Origin of the sequence: Gaetbulibacter sp. NE (assembly GCF_025548475.1) — a bacterium.
GTDB lineage: Bacteria > Bacteroidota > Bacteroidia > Flavobacteriales > Flavobacteriaceae > Gaetbulibacter_B > Gaetbulibacter_B jejuensis.
Genome location: NZ_JAOQHY010000014.1, coordinates 31,500 through 49,796, shown reverse-complemented (window position 1 = coordinate 49,796; position 18,297 = coordinate 31,500). Strand labels below are relative to the sequence as shown.

17 protein-coding genes are annotated in these 18,297 nt (G+C 32.5%); 13 read left to right on the top strand and 4 right to left on the bottom strand.

Annotation, left to right across the window (positions count from 1 at the left end; all coding sequences use genetic code 11):
- Positions 1-3 precede the first annotated feature (3 nt).
- The 12 genes from OD803_RS13505 (at position 4) to OD803_RS13450 (ending at position 13,980) form a co-directional block, all read left to right on the top strand.
- Complete coding sequence (locus OD803_RS13505) at positions 4-468, top strand: hypothetical protein (RefSeq protein ID WP_262733867.1); 465 nt, start codon at positions 4-6, stop codon at positions 466-468.
- Positions 446-1,369, top strand: coding sequence for a hypothetical protein (locus OD803_RS13500; protein ID WP_262733865.1), 924 nt, complete (start codon positions 446-448; stop codon positions 1,367-1,369). Before OD803_RS13505 ends, OD803_RS13500 begins: the two co-directional genes overlap by 23 nt.
- Before the next feature lie 6 nt (positions 1,370-1,375).
- On the top strand, positions 1,376-1,858 hold the full coding sequence (locus OD803_RS13495) for a thermonuclease family protein (RefSeq protein WP_262733864.1): 483 nt from the start codon (positions 1,376-1,378) through the stop codon (positions 1,856-1,858).
- Positions 1,855-2,232: a hypothetical protein gene (locus tag OD803_RS13490; RefSeq protein ID WP_262733863.1), complete on the top strand. Its 378-nt coding sequence runs from the start codon at positions 1,855-1,857 to the stop codon at positions 2,230-2,232. Before OD803_RS13495 ends, OD803_RS13490 begins: the two co-directional genes overlap by 4 nt.
- Before the next feature lie 117 nt (positions 2,233-2,349).
- Positions 2,350-2,814, top strand: coding sequence for a PEGA domain-containing protein (locus OD803_RS13485; RefSeq protein WP_129761719.1), 465 nt, complete (start codon positions 2,350-2,352; stop codon positions 2,812-2,814).
- A gap of 112 nt (positions 2,815-2,926) precedes the next feature.
- Positions 2,927-3,145 carry a hypothetical protein gene (locus OD803_RS13480; protein ID WP_262733861.1) on the top strand — a complete coding sequence of 73 codons (219 nt, stop codon included), beginning with the start codon at positions 2,927-2,929 and terminating at the stop codon, positions 3,143-3,145.
- A 122-nt stretch (positions 3,146-3,267) separates the two neighbouring features.
- Positions 3,268-4,878 carry a type I restriction-modification system subunit M gene (locus OD803_RS13475; RefSeq protein ID WP_262733859.1) on the top strand — a complete coding sequence of 537 codons (1,611 nt, stop codon included), beginning with the start codon at positions 3,268-3,270 and terminating at the stop codon, positions 4,876-4,878.
- A gap of 1 nt (position 4,879) precedes the next feature.
- A complete protein-coding gene (locus tag OD803_RS13470) occupies positions 4,880-6,229 on the top strand; it encodes a restriction endonuclease subunit S (RefSeq protein WP_262733857.1) in 1,350 nt (449 codons plus the stop codon).
- Positions 6,230-6,231: 2 nt separating this feature from the next.
- Positions 6,232-7,824, top strand: coding sequence for an RNA-directed DNA polymerase (locus tag OD803_RS13465; RefSeq protein WP_262733856.1), 1,593 nt, complete (start codon positions 6,232-6,234; stop codon positions 7,822-7,824).
- 1 nt (position 7,825) lies between these two features.
- A complete protein-coding gene (locus tag OD803_RS13460; protein ID WP_262733855.1) occupies positions 7,826-8,956 on the top strand; it encodes a PD-(D/E)XK nuclease family protein in 1,131 nt (376 codons plus the stop codon).
- 13 nt (positions 8,957-8,969) lie between these two features.
- Complete coding sequence (locus OD803_RS13455; RefSeq protein WP_262733854.1) at positions 8,970-10,760, top strand: GmrSD restriction endonuclease domain-containing protein; 1,791 nt, start codon at positions 8,970-8,972, stop codon at positions 10,758-10,760.
- Between the two features lie 10 nt (positions 10,761-10,770).
- A complete protein-coding gene (locus OD803_RS13450) occupies positions 10,771-13,980 on the top strand; it encodes a type I restriction endonuclease subunit R (RefSeq protein ID WP_262733853.1) in 3,210 nt (1,069 codons plus the stop codon).
- A 341-nt stretch (positions 13,981-14,321) separates the two neighbouring features.
- Here OD803_RS13450 and OD803_RS13445 read toward each other — a convergent pair whose 3' ends face one another.
- Together OD803_RS13445 and OD803_RS13440 are read right to left on the bottom strand one after the other, a co-directional pair.
- Positions 14,322-15,077: a LytR/AlgR family response regulator transcription factor gene (locus OD803_RS13445; protein ID WP_262733851.1), complete on the bottom strand. Its 756-nt coding sequence runs from the start codon at positions 15,075-15,077 to the stop codon at positions 14,322-14,324.
- Complete coding sequence (locus tag OD803_RS13440; protein WP_262733850.1) at positions 15,078-16,091, bottom strand: hypothetical protein; 1,014 nt, start codon at positions 16,089-16,091, stop codon at positions 15,078-15,080.
- 329 nt (positions 16,092-16,420) lie between these two features.
- Between OD803_RS13440 and OD803_RS13435 the strand changes: the two genes are divergently transcribed.
- Positions 16,421-16,543 carry a hypothetical protein gene (locus tag OD803_RS13435; protein ID WP_262733849.1) on the top strand — a complete coding sequence of 41 codons (123 nt, stop codon included), beginning with the start codon at positions 16,421-16,423 and terminating at the stop codon, positions 16,541-16,543.
- A gap of 99 nt (positions 16,544-16,642) precedes the next feature.
- Here the strand turns inward: OD803_RS13435 and OD803_RS13430 are convergent, their stop codons facing one another.
- Positions 16,643-17,137 (bottom strand): YqiA/YcfP family alpha/beta fold hydrolase, encoded by a 495-nt coding sequence (locus OD803_RS13430; protein ID WP_262733847.1) that lies wholly within the window; start codon positions 17,135-17,137, stop codon positions 16,643-16,645.
- 99 nt (positions 17,138-17,236) lie between these two features.
- Positions 17,237-17,983, bottom strand: a complete 747-nt coding sequence (locus OD803_RS13425) for a hypothetical protein (protein ID WP_262733845.1) — start codon at positions 17,981-17,983, stop codon at positions 17,237-17,239.
- Between the last annotated feature and the right edge of the window lie 314 nt (positions 17,984-18,297).

Here is an 18,297-nt window from a genome sequence, read left to right as displayed (position 1 = left end):
ATTATGAATCAAGAAAAGTTTTATGTCTTAGGCGTTTTAGTATTATTCTACTATATGGTCACAATCATATTGGTCAATAGGGTAGTCCTTTATAAAAGTCTGAAAGCCTCAGGTTTGGAAGATGAGGCTGTTAGAAAAAAATTGCCTTATTTGATTTCAGTGAATGCAAGTTTAATCGTATCGTTTTTTATACTCTTCGATACGCTATTAAATATTATTACTTATCAACTCGATGAGGGAACAAGTGTGGTGGAGTTGTTAAGTTGGTCTTCGGTGATTTTATTTGTGAGTGTTTGTGCGCTTCTCATCTCTTACCTCTTGACCTTATTTGTTATGAAATTAGGATTGAAAATAAATAGTTCTATTCTGTTTTCCATACTTTGGTTTTGCTTCAACGCAATTTCGGTAGTAATGTTTAATTATATATATATTCAAATTTCAAAGAGTGATGCGTTTACGATATTTTAGTATTATAGGATTTTCTTTAGTATTAACTTTTTCATGTAAAAAGGAAAAAGAATTAGAAAGGTTTGATCCAGAAGAAATGTTAGAAAAAGAAAAGGATTCAGTTAAAAACCTATTGAGTTTATCAAGAGCTTTAATAGAGAAAGGAAAATATAACGAAGCCAAAAAGAATCTAACAATCATAATCAATAATTTTGGCACCTATCAAGAGGTTATAGAGGCTAATCAACTATTGATAAATCTTAATTTAGAGCTGCTTGTTAAACAGATAAGCAATACAAAAAGTATTGATTCTATAAATATTTGGATTAAAAATGTTAGCGACCCTGATATTCGTCAGTTGGCAGATAGCAGAATAGCGGATATACTATCTAATTCTGAAGATTTAGCCCAATTAGAAGATTATCTTGAGTCAGATGGTTACAAGGCGCATCAGGACTTGGCGAATCAAAGAGTAAAGGAATTAAAAGAAAAAAATAAGGAACAGGCATATCAAAATGCCTTAGCTGCAAAGGATTCTAAAAATTGGAAAAAATTTATTGAGGACTACCCCAATCATCCAGAAAAAGAAAAAATTGAAGAAACAATTATCCTGTTAGAGGTAAATGAAATTTTTGCTGGAGAATATGGAGAAATTCCACCAGCCCAATTGTTGGGAGATAAAAACTTCAAAGAATCTAATATGGAAATTACTAATGATACTCGATATACTTTAACATTAAGGTATAGTGGTCCAGAAATAAAAAAAATTGATATTCCCCCAGGGACAAAGAAAACTGTTAATTTTAAAAGTGGTGAGTATCGGGTAACAGCTTCTGTTAATGCGGCTGGAGTTAGAAATTTTGCAGGAAATGAGAGTTTATATGGTCAATACTCTAGTACATACTATATTTCATCAAATTAAATCGTTTTGAGAGTTTTATTATACTTGATAATATTTTGTTTCCTAAGTGCCTTTTTAAGTGCTCAAACACTTACAGGTAGAGTGGTAGCAATTACTGATGGCGACACATTTAAGCTACTAACCAAAGACTCAACACTTATAAGAGTGAGAGTCGCAAATATAGACTGTCCTGAAAGCAAACAACCATTTTCACAAAGAGCCAAACAATTCACCTCTAGTGCTGTATTTGATAAGCAAGTTGAAATAAAAATAATTAAAAATGATCGATACGGTAGGGCCATTGCCTATGTGTTATATAACGATAAAAATTTAAGTGAAGAATTACTCAAAGCAGGTTTAGCTTGGCATTTTGTTAAGTACTCTAATGATGAGAGTTTACAATCTTTAGAAGATAAAGCTAAACAAGATAAAATTGGGTTATGGATTGATTCAAAAGCAATGGCGCCATGGGAATGGAGAAGTTCTAAAAAGAAAAAGAAAAAAGAATGAAAACTATAAGAACAATTTGCGTTATTCTATTTTTGGTTTCTTCATTTTCTGTATTAAGCCAAACAGTACACATTACTAAAACAGGGGAGAAATACCACAAAAAAACATGCCGTTATTTAAAATATTCTCATAAAGAATTAAGCATTCAACAAGCCATACAGTTAGGCTATAAAGCTTGTAAGGTGTGTAAGCCTTCAGTAAAACAGAATGCACCAGAGAAAACAACAAATAATAATTCATTAACTGAGTCTACTGCGCCTAATCCTTTACCTTCAAAGAAAACTGTAGCAACACAATGCATAGGAAAAACAAAGGCTGGCAAACGCTGTAAACGTAAAACCAAAAATGCTAATGGCAGATGTTTTCAGCATTAGCTTTTAAAAGTCTTACGATATTTAAATAATTAATTTTTTAGGTATTGAGGAAACCCGTAAAGTAAACTTAATATCTCCATTTACTTTTGGTTTATATTAATTATAAATCAACTAAAAATGAAAAAATTATTTGTGGTATCTAGTTTGTCTGTTTTAATTTTATGCACAAGTTGTGCTTCAATATTTACAGGAGCTAAAAGAAATGTTTTGTTTGAATCTAACCCATCAGGCGCTAAAGTTTATGTCAATGGTTTTGAAAAGGGTACAACGCCTACACAAATTAAGGTTAAGGCAGATGATCATATAAACTTTAAACTAGATGGATATAAAGAACGAGTAGTGATAATGGACAGTAAGTTTAATTTAGTTGCAATTTTAAATGGAATTTCAATTATCGGTTGGGGAATTGATGCTTTAACTGGTTCCTTAAAGCGTGTCGATACTCAATATGTAAAAGTTGATTTAGAGTCAACAACAAAAGATGCTGTAAGCGTTACAGAATATTTGGAAAAAGGCAAAATTCAAAAAGTTAATATAAATACCAAAGATAAAGTTATTGAAACAGTTCTTATTTTAAATTAAAATATGTTAAAGAGGTAGTATCTCAACTACCTCTTTGCCTTTACGGAAAACCTCAAATTCACCTATTTGAATTTTTGTATCTTGAAATAAGTTATTAATTAAATTTTCAATAATGTCAGACAAAATTAAAATGACACCAAAGCGAATAAAGTTTATTGAAACGTATGCTGGCTTTAATGACCATGAAACACTTAAGGAAATACTATTTGCGCAACAACTACAAATTGAGAAATTAGAAAAAATTAGAAGTAACACATCAGTATTGGTTTGGTGGCTGGTTGCATTGCCTTTAATTTTTGGAATACTAATGGTGGTTTTTGGAATTGGATGAGTAGCCAAAATATAATTAACTAAAGGGGTTTAATCCAACCTTAATTTTCTATCTTTAATCTCCTTTAATAATTAATAGCGACTCACCACGAGGCGCTTTCTTTATGAAACAATTTTAACTAAATGTCTAAACAAACCAAAACCAAGTCCATAGAAGAAACACTGTGGCAATCTTGCGATAAACTAAGAGGTTCTATAGAACCTAGCGAATACAAACACGTTGTACTAGGTTTAATCTTCCTAAAATTTGCAAGCGATAAGTTTGAGGAACGCAAAAAAGAGCTCATAGCTGAAGGCAAAGAAAAGTACGTAGAAATGAAAGATTTCTACAATATGAAAAACGTGTTCTTTTTACAAGACACAAGTCGCTGGAGCTACATAAAAGCCAATGCCAAACAAGATGATTTGGCGCTAAAAATAGACACAGCATTACATCAAATAGAAAAAAACAATCCAGCACTTAAAGGTGCGTTACCAGATAACTATTTTTCACGTTTAGGTCTAGATAGAACCAAACTCGCATCACTTATTGATAAGATAAGCGAAATCAATACCATTGCAGATAAGCAAAACGATATTGTAGGGCGTGTGTATGAATATTTCCTATCCAAGTTTGCCATAAAAGAAGGCAAAGGAAAAGGAGAATTCTACACACCAAAGAGTATTGTAAACCTCATTGCCGAAATGATAGAACCGTACCAAGGCATCATTTACGACCCAGCTTGTGGTTCTGGTGGTATGTTTGTACAGTCCATAAAGTTTATAGAAAACCATCACGGTAACAAAAAGGAAGTTTCTGTGTACGGACAAGAGTATACCAATACCACTTATAAGCTAGCAAAAATGAACCTTGCCATTCGTGGTATTGCTGCCAATTTAGGTGAAAAAGCAGCAGATACGTTTGGTGCAGACCAACACCCAGACCTTAAGGCAGACTTTATTATGGCAAACCCACCCTTTAACCAAAAAGATTGGAGAGCCGAAAACGAACTCACCGACGACCCACGTTGGCGTGGTTACGAGGTACCACCAAAAAGTAACGCTAATTATGGTTGGATTTTGAATATGGTAAGCAAACTATCCACTAATGGTGTGGCTGGTTTTATCTTGGCCAATGGAGCGCTCTCTGGTGGTGGTGATGAATATAAGATTCGTAAAAAATTAATTGAAAACAATCTCGTAGAAGCCATTGTTATTTTACCAAGAAATATGTTTTATACTACAGATATTTCTGTAACCCTTTGGATTTTAAACAATAACAAAAACGAAAAAACCGTAAACAAAGGTACCGAAACGCGACACTACCGCAATCGTGAGGAAGAGATTCTCTTTATGGACTTACGCCAACAGGGAGAACCTTTTGAGAAAAAGTACATCCAATTTTCAAACACCCAAATAGAAGCCATTGCCAAAACCTATCATACTTGGCAAACAGTAGCCCCAAATAACGATACCGTCACTTCGAGTGTCCCGACTGAAAACGTCGGGATGTATCGAGAAGTTTATAAAGATATACCCGAATACTGCTACTCAGCAACCAAAGACGAAGTCATTAAAAAAGACTATTCCCTAGTTCCTAGTAAATACATAGAGTTTGTAAACCAAGACGAAAATATCGATTTTCATACCAAAATGCAAACTTTACAAACCGAGCTTAAAGACTTATTAGAACAAGAGGAAGCCTCTAAAGCCGAATTACAAAACGTGTTTAAAGCATTGGGCTATGAGTTATAAAATGCTTGGGGATTACATACAGCCTGTTAATAACAGGAATAAGTCGATTATTACTGAAGATTTAAGAGGTTTAAGTATGTCTAAAGAGTTTAGAAAGTCAACATCTAATATTGTTGGTGTAGATTTATCTAAATATAAATTGGTTTATAAAAATCAATTTGCTTGTGATTTTATGTCTGTAATCAGAGTTCACAAGTTGCCTGTCGTTTTACATTCTGAAGAAGAACCAGTAATTGTATCACCAGCCTATACGGTATTTGAAGTTACAGATGAAAACGTATTATTACCTGAATATTTAATGATGTGGTTTAGACGCCCAGAGTTTGATAGATATGCAGACTTTAGATGTGATAGTGCTATTAGAGGTGGATTTAAATGGGATGAACTTTGCGAAGTAACGCTACCTATTCCATCCATAGAACAACAACAACAAATCGTAGACGAGTACAACACGGTAACCAACCGTATACAACTCAATGAGCAAATTAACCAAAACCTAGAAGCAACTGCCCAAGCCTTATACAAACATTGGTTTGTAGATTTCGAGTTTCCCATAGACCTCTGTCAGTCTGAGCTTGTCGAAGACCCTAACTGTCACCTCGAGCACGTCACCTCGAGCACGTCACCTCGAGCGCAGTCGAGAGGCGAGAAGCGAGAGGTCTCTTTAGAAACTCTCAATAAAATAGATTTCACCAAAGGCTACAAATCTTCTGGCGGTAAAATGGTATACAATGAGGAATTGGATAAAGAGATTCCTGTTGGGTGGAGTGCGGAAACTGTTAAGGGTTTCTCATTAGATATGAAATCAGGAGCAACACCAAATAGAAGTAAGATAGACTACTGGAACAGCAATGACTATTCTTGGATAAAAACAGGTGAACTGAAAAATAGCGTTATTATTAACTCAGAAGAATCAATATCATCATTGGGTCTTAAAAACAGCTCTACCAAATTACTTCCAATAAATTCAGTCTTAATAGCAATGTATGGTCAAGGAAATACTAAAGGACAGGTCGGTTATCTGAAAATTGAAGCGACAACAAACCAAGCCTGTTGCGCAATGATATGCGAAGATGAAAGTCATTCTACATTTCTATATTATCATTTAAGAGTGAACAGGGATGAAATTGTAAAAGATGCAATTGGAGGTGCTCAACCCAATTTAAGCAAAGAGTTAATTGAAAAAATATCAATTATCAAACCTACCAAAGATATTTTATTAAAAACACCGTTTACCGAGATATTAAATAGTCGATGGAAAACTAGTTTAGAATCCCAAAAACTCAAAGACCTACAAAGCTTGTTATTAGCAAAAATGACACAGGGAGTAACTAAAACGGTAGGAGTGTAATTATGAAATCGTACTACAACCATATCGCAGATTTTTCAGATTCTGAAATATTAGAAGGTTTATTAGGTTATGGAATGTTTCCAAATAAAATACCACCATTTTTAACTAGTAAACCTTTTTATGATTATGTCATTGATAAATCTCCTGCATTTGCTAAAATAGGATATGATTATATAAGCTATGAAAATATAAGAAATATTAATGTACCTCGTATTTTAGCAATTCCACACCCTTTTGGTTATGCTAATTTATGTGCCTTAATTTCAAAGGAATGGTCAAACACACAAAACTATTTTAAAGATAAAACAGAGCATCAAACTCATAAAATAAGTAGGGTTCATTTAAGAAAAATGATGAATAAAAATTCTTTATTTGAGATGAACTATAAAAACTTTGATGATGATGGGTTTCCTGAAAACGACTTGTTAATTAGAAGTAATTACATTGTAAAAGCAGATATTTCAAATTGCTATCCTAGTATATATTCACATGCTATACCTTGGGCACTAATAGGTAAAAAGCAAGCCAAACTAAAATCTAAATCTAGGTTTAAAAATGAATGGTTTAATAAATATGATGAGTTATCCAGAAAAATAAAAAATAATGAAACTAACGGTATTTTAGTTGGCCCTCATGCATCAAATATAATATCTGAAATTATTTTAGTTAATGTAGATTACGTACTTGAGCAAAAAGGATATCGCTTTACAAGATACATAGACGACTATACTTGTTACGTTGGCACATATAACGACGCAGAACAGTTTTTAATTGATTTGTCAACTGAACTAAAAAAGTTTGAATTATCATTAAACCATAAAAAATCAGAAATATTAACCTTACCATTTGCGCTGTCTGAAACCTGGATTCGTAAACTTAAAGCATTTCATTTTCCAGAAATAAAAACTAAAGAAGGTAAGCACGTATTACGGATAGCAGAGTTGAAATCTTTTTTAGATTTAACTCTTGATTTGATGAAATCGGAAAAGGAGAACTCTGCAATTTTAAGTTATTCAATCAAAATTATTTCAAGTAAGTATTTGGGACATCAAGCTAAGGCTTTTTATTTTAAAAGACTTCATCATTTAATTTTGTTATATCCTTATTTACTGCCTTACCTAGATGAGTTTGTAATTGTTCCGTTCAATTATAAAAAGGCACAAATAAAAGAACTTTTAGATGATATCTATGATTTTAGCATTCAAAAAAGCATACCTGAAGCAACTAGTTATGTCCTCTACCTTGCTATTAAATACAATATCGATTTAAATAAAGACTACACAAAAAAAATATTAAAACGAGAGGATTGTATTTCAATGCTATTGTTGTATTTATATAAGAAAAAACATTGCCAAAGCTTAAGAAAAATTAAGAAGAAGGCTGAAGATTTAAAGTCAGTTGATTTTGATAAGTATTGGTTATTCATATATGAGGTATTACCCAAAAACAAATTAAAAGACCAATTTGTTAATATGAAAAGTGATAAACTTTCTTTTATAACACCTGAGTTTCAGAGCTATCTAACACCTATAAATAAAGGTTGTGTTAATGGTATATTATCAATTCTTAATTCTTTGAGAGGTAATGCATCATGATATGAATTTAAAACAACTACAAACCTTTCTTAACCAAAATGAGATACCTACTGTAAAGCAGAATGTTGGATTTTTAGAGATTATTAATAAATCGCATAACGAAACGATAAATAGTAATTTGTATGCGCATTTTTTATCCTGTAAAATTAATCCTATAAAACATGCTTTTTTAGATGCATTACTCGATTTAATAGAAGAGAAGGCGTCCAAAAAACTATCAATAGCTCAATTTCAGGTAAGAACCGAGTTAGCAACAACTACAGGGAGAATAGATATTGTATTAGAAGACAATTTAAATCTTAATACGATACTTATCGAAAATAAAATTTATCACAATCTACATAACGACTTAAAAGAGTATTGGACTTTTTTTAAACTTAATGAATCAAAAAAAGTTGGAGTATTACTCACCCTAAAGCCTCACACAATTCCTATTGAAGTACAGGGTAAATTTATAAACATTACGCATTGGGAGTGGATTTCTAAAGTTAAAGAAATCCTTGATGTTGATAGTTTGAAAGATGAAGCTTACAAACGTTATGTTACCGATTTTTTTAACACAATAGAAAATATTTCTACAACCTATAAAATGAATAATTCAGCAAAATTCTTTTTCAATAACGCTATTCAGGTTAATAAAGCGTATGATACTATAGTTGAAGGACATGGATACTTAATTTCACAATATCAGCTTATTGCAGAGAAGCTTGGACTTCAAACTTATGGAAGTGATATAAATTGGCGGAATATTTGGGATGAAGAGAACCACTTAGATACCTTTATAACTATTGATGCGCAAGATTTAGTTTCCGGAAAGTATCCTAGATATAAAATCATATTAGAGCTAATGAGGAAAGATAAAGATCGTGTAGAGGAGTTATCCGTAAAGTTTGAGAATCATGCTCAATTTAATGATAAGTTCAGAGGACAAACACGTGGTATGCATTGTCACTTTTTGGTAAAAGAATATGATATAGACCTAAATGACCTAGATAAGTTTGCTGAAATTGTTGAGCATAATATTAAAACTGACTTTAATAAGATTTTTATTGAAGTTGTAGAATATCTATATCCAGATAAAAACATTAATATCTGGAAACATAATTTTATGGCAGTAAATAAAAATGATTAATTTATAAAGACTCATGGCAAAATACTCAGTCCACCAACAACCTGTAGAAACTTTATTAAGCTGGATAAAATCTGGCGAAATTGCTATCCCAGAGATACAACGTCCATTCGTTTGGAAAAATTCTAAAGTAAGAGATTTAATAGATTCTCTGTATCAAGGCTATCCTGTAGGTTATATCATTACTTGGCGTAACCCAGATGTAAAGCTTAAAAATGGAGAATTATCAGCTGGTAAAAAAGTACTCATTGATGGGCAACAACGTATTACGGCTTTAACAGCTGCCGTAGTAGGCCAAAGGGTGTTAAATAAAAACTACAAGGAAATTAATATTCGTATTGCTTTTAATCCGCTTACCGAAAAATTTGAAGTCCTAAATAAGGCTTTCGAAAAAAGTCCAGAGTGGATTAACAACATTAATCCAATCATCAATGATGAGATTTCAGTATTTGAAGCCATTGATGATTATATGACTTTAAATCCTGAAGCTGATAAACGGAATGTAATTAAGGTGATTGAAAAACTAAAAGGGATAAAAACCAAACAGGTTGGTATCATAGAGTTAGACCATTCTTTAGATATTGACACAGTTACAGATATTTTTATTCGTATCAACCAAAAAGGTGTGGTGTTGAGTAATGCCGATTTTGTAATGTCTAAAATTGCGTCAGATGAAGTACATGAAGGTAACAAAATGCGTAAGCAAGTCGATTACTTTTGTAGGTTGTTGGTAGATAAAGATTTTAACAAACACATATTAGATAACGATACAAACTTTGCAAATACCGAGTATTACAAAGCTATTAAGTGGATGGCTACAGGCAGTGACGATTTGTTTGTGCCAGATTATATAGATGTACTTCGTGTGGCGTACACCTATAAGTTTAGTCGTGGTAAGTTTAGTGATTTAGTAGCCTTATTATCTGGTCGTAATTTTGAAGCCAGAACTTACGAGAATGAAATAGCAGAACAGAGTTACAAAATGCTTTCAGAAGGATTAATGGATGTGGTAAACCAAACGAGTTACCAACGGTTTATTATGCTGATAAAGTCTGCTGGTTTAATCAATCAGAAATTGATATCCTCTAAAAACAGTTTGAACTTCTCGTATGCTTTATACTTGAAATTACGTCATCAAGGTATGCCAGAGTCTGAAATACAGCATTACGTAAAGCGTTGGTTGGTGTTGTCTCTATTAATTGGGCGTTATTCTGGGTCTGCTGAATCTATGATAGATGAAGATATCAAACAAATTAATGAAAAAGGAATAGAGGTATATTTAAAACAAATGGAACAAAACCATTTAGGTCAAGGATTTTGGGAATTTGCTTTAGTAAATCAATTAGAGTCTTCTAGTATTAATAACAATGCATACAATGTGTATTTAGCAGCGCAATGTTATAACAATGCGCCTGCATTTTTATCAAAAAGTATGAAAATTAGTAGTCTAATTGAGCAACGTGGAGACGTACATCATATTTTCCCAAAAAAGTACTTATCTAAAAACAGTTATTTGCCAAAACAGTATAACCAAGTAGCCAATTTTGTTTATACCGAACAGGCTACTAATATCAAAGTTGGTATGATGACACCACAAGACTATCTGGCTAAGGTTAAGGATCAAATTCTAAATAAGGTTTATGATATTAGTACACTAGATTCTAGAAATGGATTAGAAGAAAACTTATGGCACAATGATATACCTAACACAATTTATACAGCTACACATGTAGATTATAACGATTTTCTAATAGAAAGACGTAAATTAATGGCTGCTAAAATTAAAGCCTATTATGATCAATTGTAATTTATAATAAATGCAAAAATTCACAGAAGCACAATTGGAAAATGTATTTGCCGAGTTATTGGCAAACGAAGGGTATCCGCATCATTTGGGTAATACCATTAAGCGTGCTGATGATGAGGTAATTATTGAAGATGATTTACGCAAGTTTTTAGAGCAAAGTTATGCCAAGGACCATATTACGGCTACAGAAATAGAGGGTATTATTTTACAATTAAAAACCTTACCTGCCAGTGACTTGTACGAAAGTAATAAGCGCTTTATGCGAATGTTATCTGATGGGTTTATTTTAAAACGTGAAGACCCAACCCAAAAAGATATTTATATTAACCTGATAGACTATTCAGGTCTAGAAAAACAAGTTCAGGGTGATAACTTAGAGACCATAGTTGCAGAACCAGAAGCTAGTTATTCTGATACTAATATCTACAAATTTGTTAACCAACTAGAGATTGTCGGTTCTCACAAACGTATACCAGATGGTATTCTCTATATCAACGGTTTACCTTTGATTGTGTTTGAGTTTAAAACAGCAATTCAGGAAAATACCACCATTCATGATGCTTATGTGCAATTAACAACCCGTTACAAAAGAGATATTCCACAATTGTTTATTTATAATACCTTTTGTGTTATTTCAGATGGCGTCAACAACAAAGCAGGGTCTTTTTTTGCATCTTATGAGTTTTTCTATGCTTGGCGACGCATTGCAGGTTTAGCCAAAGAAGTAGATGGCATAGATTCCATGTTTACCTTAGTGCAAGGAATGCTACACAAAAACCGCTTGCGAGATATTATTCGCAACTTTATTTACTTACCAGACAGTAGTAAAAAAGATGAAAAGATAGTATGTCGCTATCCGCAATATTATGCGGCAAGAGCTTTGTACGATAATATAAAACTAGCTCAAAAACCAGAGGGTAACGGTAAAGGAGGTACCTATTTTGGAGCTACTGGTTGCGGTAAGAGTTTTACAATGTTGTTCTTAACGCGCTTACTTATGAAAAGTGAGTACTTTAAAAATCCAACCATTGTACTCATTACAGACCGTACCGATTTAGACGACCAGCTTTCAGCACAATTTACAAATGCTAAAAACTATGTAGGTGATAATGGTGTTGTAAGTGTAGAAAGTAGAAGCCATTTACGCGAGCTATTGCAAGGTTGTGAATCTGGCGGTGTGTTTTTAACCACCATACATAAGTTTACTGAAGATTTAGATTTACTTACTAAACGAACAAATGTGATTTGTATTAGTGATGAAGCTCATAGAAGTCAAACCAATCTGGACCAAAAAATTAAGATTACTGAAAAAGGTGTTCAAAAAACCTATGGCTTTGCGAAATACCTGCACGATTCTTTGCCTAATGCCACTTATGTAGGGTTTACTGGTACACCAATTGATGCGACTTTAGATGTGTTTGGTAAGGTGGTTGATGCTTACACCATGACCGAATCGGTTAAGGATGAAATTACAGTAAGAATTGTTTACGAAGGTAGAGCAGCCAAAGTGATTTTAAATAATAGTGAACTTCAAAAAATTGAACAATACTATGAGGGAGCTGCCGAAGCTGGCGCTAATGAATATCAAATAGAGGAAAGCAAAAAGCAATCGGCAAATATGAATGCTATTTTGGGAGACCCAGATGTGCTACAAAAAATAGCTGTAGATTTTGTAAACCATTATGAGAATAGAGTAGAAGAAGGAGCTACGGTAAAAGGTAAGGCAATGTTTGTGTGTCCAACACGTCCAATTGCCTATGAGTTATATAAAAACATAATTGCTCTCAGACCAGAATGGTCAGAAATAAAACAAGCCGAAGAGGGTGCAGAATTATCAGATAAGGAAAAGAAGGAAATAAAACCTATGGAACGTGTTAAAATGATTATGACACGAGGTAAGGATGATGAAGAAGATCTGTATAATATGTTAGGTACTAAAGAGTATCGAAAAGAATTAGACCGTCAATTTAAAAACGAAAAGTCCAACTTTAAAATAGCGCTAGTAGTAGATATGTGGCTCACTGGTTTTGATGTGCCGTTTTTGGATAGCATTTATATCTATAAGCCAATTCAACAACATAACTTAATACAAACGATTTCTAGAGTTAATCGAAAATTTGCAGGCAAGAATAAAGGCTTAGTAGTAGATTATATTGGTATTAAAAAAGCAATGAACTTAGCCTTGGCGAAGTACGGCAAAGGCGACCAAAATAACTTTGAAGATATAGAAGCATCCCTAATTGTAGTTCGTAATCATTTAGATTTATTAGGGAAGTTCTTCCATAAATTTGATAGTTCTAAATACTTTAAAGGTACAGCGTTAGATCAACTAAATACCTTAAACCTAGCAGCCGAATTTGCACAAGTAACCAAAGAAGCTGAAACTCGCTTTGTGGGATTAGTCAAAAGGCTAAAAGCAGCCTATGATATATGTGCTGGTAGCGAAAAACTGACCCAAGAAGAAAGAAATTATACGCATTTCTATTTAGCGGTACGTTCTATAGTATTTAAGCTCACTAAAGGAGATGCTCCAGATACGGCTCAAATGAACGCTAAAGTACGAGATATGATAAAAGATGCATTGCAAAGTGATGGTGTAGAGGAAATCTTTAAACTTGGGGATAGCATGGAAGCAGAGCAAGATATTTTTGATGACGACTATCTAGCCAAAATAGATAAGATTAAACTACCAAATACTAAAATAAAACTACTTCAAAAGCTATTGGCTAAAGCAATTGGAGAGATAAAAAAGGTAAACAAAGTCAAAGGTGTAGATTTCACCAAGAAGATGGATGCTTTGGTAGCAAGATATAATGACCGTAGTGAAAATGACGTGCTACGTAGTGAAGTTTACGAGGAAATGGCAGAAGCCCTAACGAAAATGATAATGCAAGTTCGTGATGAGTTTAATGCAGGGGATGAATTAGGTATCGATTTTGAAGAAAAAGCCTTTTATGATATTCTTTTAGAATTGTGTAGAAAGTATGACTTTACCTATCCAGAAGACAAACTAATAGAATTAGCTAAAGCCGTGAAAGATTTGGTAGATGGTCAGGCTAAGTTTCCAGATTGGAATAAAAGAGCAGATATAAAAGCGGCATTAAAAGTGGGATTGATATTGCTATTAGATGAACATGGCTATCCACCAGTAGAACGAGACGAAGTCTACGAAGAGATATTCTCGCAAGCAGAGAATTTTAAAAAAAATAGTGGTGATTGAAATTTTGAATAAATACATTAAATGTTAAAGAATTATTTAACCTCAATTTTAAGAGATATAATAATGACCTGTTAGGTTTTAAAATTATTAATTAAAATTTCATGGAATTAGTAAAGCTAGAATGTGCTTAATACATCATAAAAAACACATATAGTTGCTGAACGTATTGTTGAAGATATAAATGCTGTAGTAAGAATTGTACGATTTCCAAGTTGGCAAAAAACAAGTTTAAGTGAATGAGAGCTATAAAAGTTATTAAGAAAGGTGTTGCTGAAATATAAATTACATAAAGAACTGGCTTTATTTGATAAGGCATTTATGTTAAGGAGTATTATTAAAAATTAAATTCCTAAATGTCTTCTTATTTTATTCACAAGACCAGATTTTTCTTTTGATGATACATGAAAGGTTTCTTGTGTATTATAAAGGCTAATATTTGTATTATCTCTTTCTTTAAGATGGGCTAGGTTTATAATAGTACTTTGGTTAATTCTCTCAAAATGATAGGGCGTTATTTTTTTAATTAATTCATTAATACTAACCCGTACGTTTTTAATTAATAATTCATCATTCTTACCATAAAAATGAACATGATTTTTATTGGGTTGTTCTCCACTTCTGTTTCTTGATGTGCTGATGTAATAGAGTTGCTCGGGTAAAAACCTAATGTCCTTATTGACACCTACTTTTAATGTAATGGGTGTATTTAAAGAAGTTGTACTATCTTTATGTATCTTACCTATAATTTTATTTTTAAGGATTGTTTTAAATTCTTCAACATCAAAAGGTTTGCTTAAATATCCTGTGATGTTAAGATTGTTAATGACTTTTTTTTCGTTGTCGGTGGTAGAGGTTAAAAAAATTATTTTTTTATGTATCCCAATTTTTTGAGCTAGTTCTAATCCGTTATAAACGGGCATTTTAAAATCTACTATTAATAAGTCAAAGTCTTCAGGTATAGCTTCTTCAAATGCGTTTTTAGAGCTGCTATAACTTTTTATGTGTTGTAAGTCATAGGCTTGTGAAATACTATCAATCTTAGACTTTACACGTTCTAAAGTCTTTAAATCATCATCAACCAGTATATATTTTATCATTTAGCTTAGATTTATAGTTAACTCAGAAAGGTATTGATTGTTAGGCAAAGGTTTATTTAAAAGTTCGCTATTAGGGTAATAGGCATCTAATAACTGTTTTAAAGCAGTTAAACCAAAACTGTTTTTTGATGTAGTTTTATAATCCTCTCGTTCTTCAATACTATTTACTAAACTATAACTTAACATATTGTTATCATCTTCTTTAAGAACAATACTAATAAAAGAGTCATCATTGTTTAAACTTCCATGTTTTAATGCGTTTTCTATAAAAGGAAATAACAATGTGGGTTTTATAACAATGTCTTTGGTACGTTTTTTAGTTAACTGGTTTTTAAATTCAATGCTTGTGTGTGGTTTTAAGTATTTTATTAACTCCAAAAACATATCTATATATTCTAGTTCTTCTTTAAGATGAATATCTTTTTTGTTTAAAGCGTTCACGTTATAGTCTAAGAGTTTAAATATATGTTTTAGTGCTTTAAGTGGAGGTAACTTACTTGATACTTTTCCAAATCTATAATGAAATCCTAAAAAGGAGCTATAGCTAATATCAGTATCCTCTAAATCTTCATATATCTGACTAATAATATTTTTTAAAAAATGGGCTCCTAATCGTGTGGTGTTAAGTTCAATGTTCTTGAATCTCAAGTAATTTTCATAAGCATTTTTTTGATGATCAAGTTCTTCTTTTTTTAAGGCTATTTCTTTGTCTTTTTCACTTAATGTATTGTAAAACTTTTCTTTATAATCTTCTAGTTGTTTTTCAAGTTGAAAAACCTCTGTGGTTTTGTTAGCTAGCTGTTGCTCTATTGGTTGTAGTTGTAGTAATTGAGTTTTTAATGAATTATATTTTTTTCTAAAACTTCGTTTCTTATAAAGGTTGTACCAGTTTCTTAGAAGCAAGAGTATAAAAAGAATTGATATAATGAGGCAAACAAGAAATAAAACTGCAAAATCTTCTTGTAAAGATTCAAGTTCATTTGATGATGAAATGTAATCGTATTGATAATTCATATTCAAAAATAATAGGCTAATTTTTATGATTAACTAGTAGGAGAAAAAAGTCTGTCACAAAACAAAGTAATATTATCCCAAATATAACCTGTATGTCACAAATAGTAAAAAGAAAAATATAAAAAGATGAAATTTGGACTATAAGCAAAAACTTAATTGAAGAGCTTTAAACAAGGAGTATTAATTTTAAAACAAAAAACGATGTCATTAAACAAAGATTATGATTACACACAAGCAGATTTAGACAATCACGCCAACCAGTTAAACCCAAATAACGACGAATACTGGCATTCTAGAGAAGAAAATTAATAACTAAAAAAAGGATGACAATGAGTAAACCTAAATCTAAAACTAGCAAAGCAGGAAAAGTAAGTCCTAATTGGCCAAGTAAAAACCCAGGTAAACCTTCAGGTAAAGGACGTGATTATAACCCACCAAAAAAATCAAAATAGATATTCTGTTTTTGAGACTGGATAAATGATATGTGTGAGTTTAAAATTTCCAAAAAAAGAAAAGCAATACTTTGTATTGCTTTTCTTTTTTTGTGCACATCAATTATCCAATCTTTTCATAAACAATCCAACAGCCTCCTCAAAAACAGCAACAGGGATTCTATGTTCTAAAAGCGGAAGAATCTTAATAGCAATAGGCTGTCCTGCATTAAGATGCTCACCAATGTAATTGAGTGTGTCTTTGGGGTTTATAACAGTATCTTTTGCACCTAGCACCATAGAAATAGTACTTCCATTATTAGAAGGTGTATTTGGTGTTTGTTGCGCAACAGATCTAGAGGCTAGGGCAGGATTAAAAAGTAGTGCTGGTATTTGCATCAGTTTACTAAGGTGAAACCCTGCAAATCCGCCCATGCTGCTACCTATAACAACATCAATACTTTTGTTTGCATATGAGTCGTAAAGCCATGAAATAGCATTAGAGTTATTCTGATAATCAATAGAAGGCGCAATAACAGTTCCATAAGCCTCAAGTATGTTGCGCTTTTCTAGTTTTAAACTACCATTTAATCCGTGTAGATATAAGATGTTCATTGTATTTTAACTTAAAATCAAATATACTATAAGAAAACCGAGGAATGTAGTGTATTTAAAAAAAAACAGACTCAAACAAAAGTCTTCACAGTTATATAACTATATCCTAACATCCAACAACCCTACACCAATTTGGCTATTCAAAGCATAAACCTCATTGTCAATGACTTCATAATAGCGTATACCAAGAACCACAAGACCAATATATGTTGGAGCAACAACAATCTCAGGAATCAATTCAAAAGAGATGGAGTCAGAGTCAATAGCAAAAAATTGTGTGGGCGAAACCTCTAATGAAGAGGTTAAACCTTCAAAGTCAAAATCCATAACGCCAAGACTAATTCCAATGTGAGTAGCGGATTTAGGAGACTTAAAATCGCTAACCTTTAAATCAGAAAGAGATAACTTTTGTGAGGTCCAATCAAAATGAGAATATTTTGTAACAGCTTCAAGCAACTTGTGATGAGGAGTAAATGCAAACTGTCGCAAAAGGGTTCTTCCTTTTGCAGTTTGTAACCCAATACCAACACGTCGAAACCCACGTTCCGAAACCAAATCAAGAGCTTTTAGTGTGGTCAGTAAAGACATCATTCTACCATGCAAAGCACTATCCTTATACCCATGTAAAAAAGGCATTAAAGCTAATCGCAAACATTTTTTCACTTGACTACAATGCCCAAACTCACTAGCGTTTTCACGTACGCGCTGCATGTTGGGTTGTGTACGTATAGCTTTGCTATTAAAACCACCACCTGCCTTTCTAGCATAGCCAACACCTTTAATGAAGTAATAATTAATACCGTCTAGTGTACCACTAATTTTCAATATGCCTTTTTGTCGTGCCATAATGCGTATAAGGTAATGAAAATTAGCGAGTTAATCAATAGGTATAGTGTATATATAGCGTGTTAACTCTAGGTGATATTCAGGTTTTATTCGGGTTTACCTTGCATTAACCTTAATACAAACCCAGGTCACCACCAATACCAAACCATCTTTTATGCCTAATCTACTACAACTTCCAGTGATTTAGTAAAAAATAAGCAGTGAAGTAAAGCATGTTAAAACATTAGAAATTGAAGAGACACTATTGCAACAAAATCTATTAACACACCTGTCTTAGGATAGTATAGGGACTTTCTATTAATAGGAAAAAAAAA

What these genes read in the sequence shown, in the direction of transcription:
- OD803_RS13505 (WP_262733867.1), top strand. Translation starts at nt 4, where the DNA reads ATGAATCAAGAAAAGTTTTATGTCTTAGGCGTTTTAGTATTATTCTAC.
- OD803_RS13490 (WP_262733863.1), top strand. Translation starts at nt 1,855, where the DNA reads ATGAAAACTATAAGAACAATTTGCGTTATTCTATTTTTGGTTTCTTCA.
- OD803_RS13485 (WP_129761719.1), top strand. Translation starts at nt 2,350, where the DNA reads ATGAAAAAATTATTTGTGGTATCTAGTTTGTCTGTTTTAATTTTATGC.
- OD803_RS13480 (WP_262733861.1), top strand. Translation starts at nt 2,927, where the DNA reads ATGTCAGACAAAATTAAAATGACACCAAAGCGAATAAAGTTTATTGAA.
- OD803_RS13475 (WP_262733859.1), top strand. Translation starts at nt 3,268, where the DNA reads ATGTCTAAACAAACCAAAACCAAGTCCATAGAAGAAACACTGTGGCAA.
- OD803_RS13470 (WP_262733857.1), top strand. Translation starts at nt 4,880, where the DNA reads ATGCTTGGGGATTACATACAGCCTGTTAATAACAGGAATAAGTCGATT.
- OD803_RS13465 (WP_262733856.1), top strand. Translation starts at nt 6,232, where the DNA reads ATGAAATCGTACTACAACCATATCGCAGATTTTTCAGATTCTGAAATA.
- OD803_RS13460 (WP_262733855.1), top strand. Translation starts at nt 7,826, where the DNA reads ATGAATTTAAAACAACTACAAACCTTTCTTAACCAAAATGAGATACCT.
- OD803_RS13455 (WP_262733854.1), top strand. Translation starts at nt 8,970, where the DNA reads ATGGCAAAATACTCAGTCCACCAACAACCTGTAGAAACTTTATTAAGC.
- OD803_RS13450 (WP_262733853.1), top strand. Translation starts at nt 10,771, where the DNA reads ATGCAAAAATTCACAGAAGCACAATTGGAAAATGTATTTGCCGAGTTA.
- OD803_RS13445 (WP_262733851.1), bottom strand. Translation starts at nt 15,077, where the DNA reads ATGATAAAATATATACTGGTTGATGATGATTTAAAGACTTTAGAACGT.
- OD803_RS13440 (WP_262733850.1), bottom strand. Translation starts at nt 16,091, where the DNA reads ATGAATTATCAATACGATTACATTTCATCATCAAATGAACTTGAATCT.
- OD803_RS13435 (WP_262733849.1), top strand. Translation starts at nt 16,421, where the DNA reads ATGAGTAAACCTAAATCTAAAACTAGCAAAGCAGGAAAAGTAAGTCCT.
- OD803_RS13430 (WP_262733847.1), bottom strand. Translation starts at nt 17,137, where the DNA reads ATGAACATCTTATATCTACACGGATTAAATGGTAGTTTAAAACTAGAA.
- OD803_RS13425 (WP_262733845.1), bottom strand. Translation starts at nt 17,983, where the DNA reads ATGGCACGACAAAAAGGCATATTGAAAATTAGTGGTACACTAGACGGT.